This is a genomic window from Vibrio sp. M260118, assembly GCF_036533755.1.
Classification (GTDB): Bacteria; Pseudomonadota; Gammaproteobacteria; order Enterobacterales; family Vibrionaceae; genus Vibrio.
Genome location: NZ_JATABG010000084.1, coordinates 1 through 11074 on the forward strand (window position 1 = coordinate 1; position 11074 = coordinate 11074).

Annotated in this window: 8 protein-coding genes and 1 pseudogene; 3 read left to right on the plus strand and 6 right to left on the minus strand. The window is 45.0% G+C overall.

The features are described from left to right. The coding region (locus QTO00_RS07435) for an MOSC domain-containing protein (protein ID WP_331424012.1) at window positions 1-1370 on the plus strand (1370 nt) is incomplete at its 5' end. Between the two features lie 34 nt (window positions 1371-1404). Here the strand turns inward: QTO00_RS07435 and QTO00_RS07440 are convergent. Together QTO00_RS07440 and QTO00_RS07445 are read right to left on the minus strand one after the other, a co-directional pair. Further along, window positions 1405-2317 (minus strand): annotated as a pseudogene (locus QTO00_RS07440) (sensor domain-containing diguanylate cyclase). A 139-nt stretch (window positions 2318-2456) separates the two neighbouring features. After that, the gene (locus QTO00_RS07445; RefSeq protein ID WP_331424013.1) at window positions 2457-3356 is read right to left on the minus strand and encodes a DMT family transporter; all 900 of its coding nucleotides are present in this window, start codon (window positions 3354-3356) and stop codon (window positions 2457-2459) included. Window positions 3357-3455: 99 nt separating this feature from the next. Here QTO00_RS07445 and QTO00_RS07450 point away from each other — a divergent pair, with 99 nt between their 5' ends. Together QTO00_RS07450 and QTO00_RS07455 are read left to right on the plus strand one after the other, a co-directional pair. Next, window positions 3456-4244, plus strand: coding sequence for an AraC family transcriptional regulator (locus QTO00_RS07450; RefSeq protein ID WP_038204318.1), 789 nt, complete (start codon window positions 3456-3458; stop codon window positions 4242-4244). Window positions 4245-4471: 227 nt separating this feature from the next. Further along, on the plus strand, window positions 4472-6061 hold the full coding sequence (locus tag QTO00_RS07455; protein ID WP_331424014.1) for a methyl-accepting chemotaxis protein: 1590 nt from the start codon (window positions 4472-4474) through the stop codon (window positions 6059-6061). 141 nt (window positions 6062-6202) lie between these two features. Here QTO00_RS07455 and fhuB read toward each other — a convergent pair whose 3' ends face one another. The 4 genes from fhuB to QTO00_RS07475 form a co-directional block, all read right to left on the minus strand. Next, window positions 6203-8170 (minus strand): Fe(3+)-hydroxamate ABC transporter permease FhuB, encoded by a 1968-nt coding sequence (gene fhuB, locus QTO00_RS07460; RefSeq protein ID WP_331424015.1) that lies wholly within the window; start codon window positions 8168-8170, stop codon window positions 6203-6205. Beyond that, window positions 8167-9090, minus strand: a complete 924-nt coding sequence (locus tag QTO00_RS07465) for an iron-siderophore ABC transporter substrate-binding protein (protein ID WP_331424016.1) — start codon at window positions 9088-9090, stop codon at window positions 8167-8169. The genes fhuB and QTO00_RS07465 overlap by 4 nt, the downstream gene beginning before the upstream one ends. Then, on the minus strand, window positions 9081-9866 hold the full coding sequence (locus tag QTO00_RS07470; protein WP_331424017.1) for an ABC transporter ATP-binding protein: 786 nt from the start codon (window positions 9864-9866) through the stop codon (window positions 9081-9083). The genes QTO00_RS07465 and QTO00_RS07470 overlap by 10 nt, the downstream gene beginning before the upstream one ends. A gap of 81 nt (window positions 9867-9947) precedes the next feature. Beyond that, window positions 9948-11074 (minus strand): TonB-dependent siderophore receptor (locus QTO00_RS07475; protein WP_331424018.1); only part of this gene is annotated, 1127 nt, incomplete at its 5' end.

Genomic DNA, 11074 nt, shown 5'->3' on the forward strand with positions numbered 1-11074 from the left:
TTAGTGAAGCTTCGCTGGCTGAACTTAATCGCAGCAGCCCTGAAACACACTCGATGGACCAGTTCCGCACTAACTTGGTGGTTTCAGGGACAGAGCCCTTTGGTGAAGACGGTTGGAAGAGCATTCGAATTGGAGAAGTAGAGTTTGAAGCGGTTAAACCATGTGAGCGTTGTATTCTGACCACCGTTGATGTTGATAAAGGCGAGTTTCGAACCAGCAAAGAGCCGCTGAATACACTCTCCCAGTTTAGAGCCAATGAGCGCGGCGGAGTGTTTTTTGGCCAAAACTTGGTGGCGAAAAACGAAGGGGTAATTCATCAGGGTGATACGATTGAAATTCTTGAAGTTAAAGATAAAGAGTATTACCCGGACAACCGTCCAACACAATTACTCATGACTTGTGTTGAGCGAGAAGAGATCGCCCGGGATTTTGTTACCTTTTGGCTTGAGCCAAAGCTTGGTGAGTTACCTGTATATCAACCGGGTCAACATCTGCCTATTTCCATTGAGATTGATGGTGAGACAATCAGCCGTCGCTACACCTTATCGTCGAGCCCGTCTCGCCCGGGGCGTTTTGCTATCTCGGTTAAGCGTATTGATGGTGGTCGAGTTTCAAACTGGTTAGTTGATAACTTAGGCATTGGTGATAGCTTAACTTGCGAACACCCATCTGGTTCGTTCCATCTGGTTGAGAAACACAAAAGCCAACCCCTATTGCTTCTTTCGGCCGGTAGCGGTGTGACGCCTATGCTGTCTATGTTGCGCTATCTTTCGGACCATGACCAAGTTGAAGATGTGGTTTTCTATCACCAATGCAGTAGTGTTGAAGACATCCCATGTCAGGCGGAACTAGACGAGCTGAGAAGCAAGCATCAAGGATTAACCGTTTTGATCTCTCTATCTAAAGCGCCGATCGATTGGTTTGGTTTAAAAGGTCGTTTGACCCTAGCGCATTTGAAGCAGGTTAAAGATGCACAGCAGAGGCAAGTCTTCGTGTGTGGGCCCGGTGGTTTTATGCAAAAAGCGAAAAACTTACTGCTTAAAATAGGCTTGCCTGAAGCCAACTATCATCAAGAGGCGTTTGGTGTTAACCAGAGCGTCCAGCAACCACTAAAATCGCTTACCCTTAGTGTTAACGGAAATGTGTTTGTTGGTGATAACCAGAAGACACTACTAGAGCAGGCAGAAGATGCTGGGGTGCCGATAGCCAATAGCTGCCGTGCTGGGTTGTGCGGTGCGTGTAAGGTGACGGTCGAGTCGGGTAACGTTCATCAACCAGATGTGCCTGCGCTTCAGGATTATGAGCGAAATATGGGTGTAGCACTCGCTTGTTGTTGCGTACCTGAAACCGACATCGAAGTCGTTAGCTAGACGAATATTAACCAGCCCCGTATTGGGGCTGAGTTCATTCAATGACACTTTGGTTACGCCCGAGGTGTTTTGCTTTGTAAAGTGCATCATCCGCTCGACGATACAAATCAAGACACTCCGTGTCATTTTGGGAAAGCTGTGTCACACCACAACTCAAAGAAAATGGTGACTTTGCATTGTTGAGAGGCGATTTAAGGAACTGAGTGCGAAGTCTCTCAGCCACTTCTAAAGCATCCTGACCTACCGTATTGTTGAGTATAATTAAAAACTCTTCGCCGCCAATGCGGCCGCAGTGATCGCTCTTTCTTAAATTGCTACGAATGATGTCAGCCAACTCAACGATCACCTGGTCACCAAAATCATGACCATAAGAGTCGTTAACCTGTTTAAAGTGATCAATGTCGATAATTATGGAGGAAAGCGGCGAGTTCTGTTCGAGTGAATTACAGTAAGATGAGCTTAGACATTGCCATATCTTGCGGCGATTGTAGAGTTTAGTTAGCTCATCCGTGTAGGCTTGTTTAGCAAGTTTTTCTCGCATCTCGACGATATCGGTAATGTCTGTTGAAACACCAATCAATCCAATTACCTGCTGAGTTTTGGCGTTTATGATAGGTTTTTTTATGGCGCGATAAACCCGTGCTCGCCCGTCTGGTAACGCTTGAGCACGCTCATTCATTAATGACAGTTTGTCCAGACTTAAATACCATACTGTCACTTTCTAAAATATCTTCCAGCATCTCTTGCTGGAAAAAATCGTAGTCGGTCTTGCCTTTTAGAGCTTGCAGGCTCGTGTTGAACAACTCTAACGTAAGTTTATTTGCATAGAGGTACTCACCTTGACGATTTTTTACGAAAACATATGAGCCGATCTCGTTAAGAACGACTTCGTGTAACGTACACTGGTCGTGGTTGTATATTTGTTCAATATGCTCCAATTCAATCATTTGACCTCCAATTTAAATGAGGTCTAGCCACTACAGACGTTTTGCATTGATATTGGTTATACCTAGTCGACCTATAATTAGGTTCTGTTATGCAATTGTTTGTTCTAAATTAAACATATACCTATTTTGAACGCAGTACTTATATTTGCTTAACACTTTTCAATGTTTTGCGATCTTGATGTTGTAGTTTTACCTGGGACAGTATTACTCCGCTGCATACGAGTAATCCGCCGACAAGGTGATAGCTGTGTATCGATTCATTGAGCATCCAAGCCGCTAGGGTTATTGACACTACTGGCATCACGTTCATAAACATGGCGCTAGAATCCGCGCCGATTAAGTCAATTGACTTGACCCACATCCACGGGGCAATGATAGAGGCCGCCAACCCAGCGTAAGTGATCAAAGGTAATGCTTCTTCGCTCGGCAGTAGCTCATTACTGGTCAGCCACAGTGGGGTGAGCATGGTCAGTGCCAGTGCACCTTGCATGTAAACCATGGTCCAGTTTGAGAATGGCATCTTCCAACGCTTCAATAATACACAATAGGCTGCGTAGCAAAGAGCGGCAACAACCATGATGCCATCACCTGGGGTGATTTCCTCATGCAGGAAGAAGCCTATATCTCCTTGACCTAGCATAAAAGCCAGCCCGAATAGAGCAATGAATCCACCGAGAATACTCAAAGGAGAAATAGGCTTAGACAGAATGGGCACGCTCATAAAGATTGCCAGCAAAGGTACAAGCGATGAAATCAACGCCATGTTTGAGGCGGTCGTCGTTAAGCCAGCGTAGTAGGAAAGCGACTGGTTCAATACCATTCCGAGCAATGCTAAGAAAGCGAGCTTAGCGAGGTTAGGGCGGATGTTACTCCAGGTCGCAATCACTTTTGGCAGACAAAACGGAGTAAGCACAACAATGGCGACAAACCAACGATAAAAGCTCATTGCACTCGGCTCTATCGCGGATGCTGCAAGCTTATTGACTACGGCGTTGCCGCCCCATATGAATACAGTAATTAAAGGAAGAAGATAGACCATGTGAACACCATCGCATTATTGCCGCTAGAAGATAGTCTGACAGGTCGATATAATTATATATATCCTTAAAAAGACATTGCGAGTCACAGGAAGACAAGTTTGAGAAAATTAGCAAAACATCTTCATCCCTCTCTATCAATCGATAAAGCGCCATCAGACGTATTTATGAACTTCGAGGCGTTTTTATCGAATACTGAAACGAGGATGCACAGTCACCCCTGGGGACAGGTGCAGCTTATTAGTGGTGGGATTCTGGAAATGGAAGCACAAGACACTCGATTTTTAGCGCCCCCACACTTAGCGATTTGGGTGCCTGCTGGAGTAATGCATACCAGTTTTAACCGCAAGCCTTTGTCATATTGTTCGTTAAACATAGACCAAGCGTTCACAAAGAACTTTCCTGATTGCACCAGCCTGATTAAAGTGACGCCTATTGTATCGGCGATCATTGATGATTTTCGCCAGCGGAGTATTAACGTGGCTGAATCTGAACAAGATAAGCGTTTGGTACAGGTGTTACTTGATCAACTCGCTACTCGTGATACGCAGCATCACTTCTTACCTTCTACTGATAATAAATACCTTGCAAAAATTCTCGCTGCGGTAGAAGAAAATCCGATCGATAACACTAGCCTGTCCGTATGGGCGGAACGAGTCCACACGACAGAGCGCACCTTAGCACGGCATTGCCAGGCAGAACTAGGGATGAGTTTTACCGAATGGCGCCTGAGGGTGCGTTATTTGCACTCAATGGAACTACTACGCAAAGGCCACTCTGTGAAAGAGGTAGCGTTAACGCTGGGCTACAACCAAGCAAGCCCTTTCATCGCTATGTTCAAGAAGTACGCGATGCAAACGCCCGAGCAATATAAGGCGCGTTTGTTGTAAGGTGGGTTGAAGTTCATCGTTAGCAAATTTCAAACAAGGCTCAATGGGAGCAACACTCAGATCTTCGAACAAATGCATCATTCATTACTGTTTTAATCGTGGCTTAAAGTTTTGTGAAAGATCTCACAGTTTAATTTTTGTGAGCTAAAGTTAACAATAGATTAAATTTTTAGGTGGGTTGTCATGATGTGTTTTTTTTTTATCGTAGTCTTCGTTTAAAGCTTTCAGTGTCTATCGGCTTAGTATCGCTATCATTGCTGTTTGTCTATTTCTCGTATGATGTGCTTACTGAAAAGTTAAACGACGGGATTAGAACGGTAGGTAATACTTATATGCCTGCAATCTCCGCTATATTGAATGCTGATCGAGATTTGTATCAAGCTCATGTCGCCCAACTTATTTACCTTTCAGAGACGGGAAATGCCGAGGTAAGAGCGGATTTTGATGAGAACGCTAAGCAAGCGTTAGATCGGATGAACCTATATCTAGATATGATGTCGGGTTACCCACAGATAACGAACCAGCTCGGTGATTTTAACAACAAATATCGTGCGTGGCTGTCTAGCGCACAGCAAGCCTTCAATTTGGCTGATCAAGGAAAGCTGGCTGAAGCAGCCATTTTAATTCAAGGGGACAACAGCGTTCAGTTTTCAGAGCTCAGAGACATATATGATAAAGCTGGGGAGCTTTTGAATCTGCAATCAGATACATCAATTAAAAACTATAACGATGAAAGTGCTAGCTTCAATACATGGCTACTTATGTTTGTGGTGGCCGTTATCGTCGTAAGTAGTGGACTAACTTACTTGGTTCCGAAAATGTTGGTTGATGGTATCAATATGCTTACCAATCGCGTGAGGGAGATAAATCAAGGCAACGGCGACCTTACTCTGCGGATTAACAGTTCACGTGTAGATGAGTTGGGGCAGCTAGCAGATACCTTTGACGAGTTCATCGCTAAGCTTCAAGCACTTATCATCGACATCAGTGCAAGTACTTCAGAGCTAAGCAGAAGCTCTTTGGAGCTGAGTTCAATGGATGAACAGCGTCAAAAGTTGAGTTCAGCGCAAAGTGAGGCAATAGAAATGATAGCAGTATCTGTGAACGAGTTTAGTTCGACCGTTAAAGAAGTTGCTCATAACACTCAAACTACCGCCACGATTACCGAGGATACCGTGTCATTAGCGCAAAAAGGAGGCGAGGTTATAGACAATTCAGTAGTTCGTGTTAATGAACTTTCTGATTCGATAAGTAATGCTAGAAATGTCATAACAAGTCTCTCTGAGGATTCAGACAATATCGCCTCTGTGCTGGAGGTAATCAGGAATATCGCTGAACAAACCAATCTGTTGGCACTTAACGCAGCCATCGAAGCGGCTAGGGCAGGTGAGCACGGACGAGGTTTTGCTGTCGTCGCTGATGAAGTACGTTCTCTAGCTAGCAAAACTCAACAGTCAACTGAAGAGATACAGCAGATGATTGATAAGCTGCAGAAAGGCGTCCATGACGCGGTTGTATCTATTGAAGATGGTTCGAGTAAAGTAAATATGAACGTCGATCTCTCAGATGACACGCAAAAACTATTTTCTGAGATACGGAGTTCAACCAATGAAGTCAGTAATATGGCGATTCAGATTGCAACGGCGACAGAAGAACAAAGTAGCGTTGCCGAAGAAATCAATAACAACTTAACAAGCCTTACCGATCAGAATCGTCAGAGTGTGGGCATTTCAGCAGCTCTCAACGAGGTCGCAAGAGTAGTGAGCATGGCTGCGGATAAACTGGATCAGGATGTACGCCAGTTTAAGGTGAGGTGATAGTTATAGGTAAACCCTCAAGCGTTTCCACTCGAGGGAAAAAGTAAAACTCCTGCTGAGAGCTTATTTATATGCGAATAAGCTCTCAGCAGGAGTTGCGGGTTAACGGTGCTTTACTTTGTATTGAGCCTCTTTATCTGCTCAGTAAAAGCGGCTTCTCATCATTAACATTAAGAAATAACCACTACCCATAATTGCGACCAGTGTACCTGCTGCAATATTGAATGGGTAAATCAGTACTTGCCCAAACCAGTCTGCCCATACCATTAGAGTGACACCAACCAATCCACTAACCAGCATCTGAGATTTCGCTCGTTTTGCTCCAAGCATCATTGCCATATGCGGTGCAACTAAGCCGACAAAGGCAACGGGCCCCATAGTAGCGGTTGAAAAGGCACACAAGAGCGCAACCAAAGAAAGCCCGACGACATTCACTAGCTTGGCATTTAAGCCGCGTGCATTCGCAAACTGTCGACCAATGGTAATTACGGTCAACCAACGCGATAACATTAGTACAGTCGTCACTAGAACTAAGCTTGCGATAAATAGTAGCAGTGCTTGATCATGTGTCACGCGGTAGCTTGAGCCTGTCAGCCAAAGCAGTGTTTTGTAGCTGTCGCCGGTTCCTTTCGCTAGTGAGAATTGGATAAACGCTTCTAGCATCGCGGTGAGTGCGATACCCGATAGAATAAAATTCGACGGGTTAAAGTTGTGTTTCTTACCCAGTAGAAGTAGTGCGATTAATACTGTGATACTGCCAATAAATGCCACACTCCACTCAAATCCTGCGAAGAGGCTGCCAGCTGTGATACTGGTTGTAACGATCGCAAACGTCGCACCGGATGAAACCCCTAAAATATCTGGGCTCGCAAGTGGGTTGTAAACCACGCGCTGCAAAATCACACCTGCAATAGAAAGCGCTAACCCAACTGAAATTACGGTAACTAGCCTTGGAAGACGTAACTGCCATTGGTATTCACTAGGTAATGCGAATGCAAAACCTTCACTGCTCATTGCGCCAAGCATATATAGTAGGCTACCCGCGACGCAAGCCAATGCAATCAGACTGACAACTGGCAGAGAAACCTTACTTTTCCCTCCATCCATTGACAGGTTTAGTTGGTCTTGTGCCGTGAGTGATTTACGACTAAACCAAATTAAAGCCGGTGCGCCAATGGCGGCAGCGGTCACCCCGCTTGGAATGGTTTCTCCGGACCAGAAGGTGAGTAACATCGCGAGTGTGTCAGTAAGGATCAGTAAACCCGCACCGAGAATGGCACTAACAATCAGTTCTTGCCTTGGCGTTCTTGCACCTAATGTGCGAGCAATGTTCGGGGTAAGTAGGCCAATAAAACTAATAATACCGACAGCGGTAATGGACGCAGAAACCAACCAAATACCCATTGCCATTAACAAACCAAAGGCAGGCAGAACCGACAAACCTCGCGCGGTTGCACCTTCTTGGCCTAAGCGAAGGAGCGTAAGGATACGTGGTGCAATCAGCAAGATAACTAGCGCTAGGGAAGTTTTAGGCAGTAACCACTCAAACCATTGCCAACTGTATTGGGTTAAATCCCCAGCACCCCACATAAATACGTTTTGTGCGAACTGAGAGTTGAGTACCACAATCGCCGCAGCAAGCGAGCCTAGTAGGATATTAATCACCATCCCTGATACAACCAGAGGCAGCCCGGTCATGTTGTTTATACCTGCAATCGCGACAATCAAACCAAAAGCGACCAGAGCCCCGATCATGGCGGCAAGTGCAGAATAGTCCGCAACGTAATCAATAAACCAAACGTTCATGATCACCAGTGCTAGCCACGCGCCCGAAGAGCTACCTAAGGTCAGCGGAGAGGTGAGGTTATTTTGTGTCAGTTGCTGCATTAAGCTACCGACTAACCCAAGCGTGGCACCGACCAATACAGTCATGGCTAAACGAGGTAGTTGTGAATCGACAAAGAAGATCTCAGCAAAGCTGGTCGCTGAACTTGGTGCCGTCAATAAGCTCAATTGCGCAGAAAGTGTTAATGACGTGTCGATTTGCAAGCTAAACAGAGCGAAACTGAAAATAGCGATAAGACCAGGCACTAGCATTTTGCTGTTCATTGTGCCTCCTTCAATTCAATCAAACTGTCAGTAATGGCTTCTGCTAGATAAAGCAGCGACATTGCGCCACCATAGTTCCAAACGGAACGTACAGAGTTAACGTGGCCTTTTTCTACAAAGGGCAGTGCCTGCCACAGGCGAGCGTTTGTAAGTTTTTCTTTCTGTGGGAACGGCAAAACGTAAAGCACATAGCCATCATCAATATTTTGCAGTGTGTTGATACGGGTTTGCTTGATATCCCAAGCTCTCGGTTCTACGTGAATCGGGTTATTAAAGCCCAGCTTAGACACAACGAACTGAGTGGATGAGTTATCAGAATAAAGGAAGACGGAGTTGAGCGTAGAAAAACGCATTACCACTAAATCAGAATTGAGGGCATAGTGCTGAGCTAGTTTTTCTCTTAATTCTGCAAAGCGCTGTTCGATTTGAGCTAACTGCAGTTCAGCTTTTTGCTGTCTATCGAGGAGTTTAGCGATGGTTTTGAAATGAGCGATGGCGTTTTTTGCGGCATCTTCATTCTCAGTAAAGTTAGGTAGATAAACCACAGGTGCTATCTGTTTAAGGATAGGTAATAGGTCTTTTTGTGGTGATGCCGCCAAAATTACGTCCGGCTTTAAGCTCGCGATAAGCTCAAGGTTTGGTTCTGAACGTGAACCAATATCGGTAATACTCGAGGGTGCCTCCGGATTAACCACCCACAGTCGGTAGCTCTCTATCTCTGGCGCGCCAACAGGAATCACACCTAGTGTTAGCACTTGCTCGAGTAAATCCCAGTTTAATACAACAACCCGTTTTGGAGTTTGCTCAAATTGTTGTGAACTTGTGGAGTCATTAGCAATGGTGGCAGCATGAGCCACGCTCGAAACAAATAAGCTGAGCAACAGACAAAGTAAACGAATAGGTAGACCAATTAGGCGCATAAAACCGCTACCTTCTGACTGGTTGCTGTCTCACCTGGGATCGGGTGATCGATCAGTTTTATCGATGACTCATAAAGATCTGACAAGCGTTGCTCATTAAGCAGAATATCGGCGGGGCCTTCGAATGTGACTTGTCCTTTCTTTAGAGCAACAATATGCGTGGCATAACGTAGCGCCAAGTTAAGATCGTGAAGAATGACAATGATGCCAACGTTTTCCGTTTTGTTGAGCTCAGATAACAGCTGCATTAATTGGAACTGATGGTGTACATCTAACGCTGAAGTGGGTTCATCAAGAATTAAAATCGGTGATTGTTGTGCCAGCAGCATCGACACCCAAGCGCGCTGCCGCTCCCCCCCTGAGAGTTGGTCGGCCAAAGTATCGGCAAAACGAGTGACGCCAGTTCTTTCCATTGCGGCGTCGATAATCGCATGGTCTTGTCTATTCCAGCGACCTAGTGCTCCGCGCCAAGGGAATCGACCAAGTTTCACTAATTCCCTGACCGTTAGACCCGCCGAGGTCGGCAGCTTCTGTGGCAAGTACGCAATCTGCTTGGCCAAGTCTTTAGTTTTGTAATCTCTTAGGTTGGTCGAGCTGATCTCAATGCTGCCTTCATCCGGTGCCATTTGACCAGAAAGTAAATTCACTAAGGTCGACTTCCCCGAGCCATTGTGGCCCAGTATGATCGTTAGCTCGTTGGTTGGAATCTTAAGGTCATCGACTTGAAGAATGGTTCGTCCACCGCGATGAATCTTGATATCTGAGAGTTGATACATAAATTTAGTTATCTATTTGGTTTGCTATAGATACGAAAAATCCCCCTCACTTGAGGGGGAGTGTTTTAGGCTTCGATTGGTTTACCAGTTGTAGTTCGCACTTGCTACAATAGAGCGTGATTGACCGTAGTAACAATTGTAATTACATACGGACACATACTCTTCGTCTAGCAGGTTATTAACATTTAACTGAGCTTGCCATTGTGGGGTAATATCATAAGTAACCGCCGCATCCCAAAGTGTTACGCTTGGTACAGTTTCCCCTGTATTGTTTGGGCTATCTTTTGATTCACCGATATAGCGAAGACCAGAACCCACGTTTAACCCTGGCATGAATTCGTAAGCATTGTAATCGAACCAAAGAGTCGCAGAGTGTTTTGGATACACGGGTGCTTGTTCAAAGTCATTGGTACTGGTCACGTTCGTTTTCACATCGTTGTATGTGTAGTTCGCAGAGACTTTAAGAGAATCGGTTACTTGAGTCACCGATTCTAACTCAAACCCTTCAGAGCGAGTTTCACCAGACTGCGTCGTTAGGCTGCCTTGTGTCTGCAGTGCATTTTTCTGAGTGATATCGAATAAGGCTAGATTAATATAGCCGTCAATGAATGATGGCGTGTATTTCACACCGACTTCATATTGTGTGCCTTCAAGGGGTTTGTATGGCTTGTTAGTAACAGGATCGATGGTACCCAATACTTCAAATGATTCAGAGTAACTGAAGTATGGTGATAGGCCATTATCTGCTAGGTACATTATCCCTGCGTTCATTGATAGTTGGCTTTCATCTACTGAGTCTTCAGTGGAGTTAGTGATGTTTGCATTGTCGACTGACACCCAATCGTATCTTGCGCCAAGATTAGCTATCCAACGTTGTTGAAAATTGACATTATATTGTGAATACAAACCCACTTGTGATTTGGTAATTTCGCGATAAATGTTATTAGCAGGATCTAGCGGAGTATAATTTCCATATTCAGGATTGATTGCATCAATAGTGCTAAAGCCATAGTAATCCTGTTCGTCTCCTTCAGTTTGACTACGTTGAAGGTCAAAACCAGTTAATAGGGTATGCTCAGCAGAATCAGTGAACCAGTTAGCGACGGCATTATTATCTAGAGCCAAACTCTGGTTTTTGCCATCTCGGAAAACGACCCCGCGATATAAGACATCTGAGTCTGGTGTGTAGTTGGTGAACGCGTAAACAC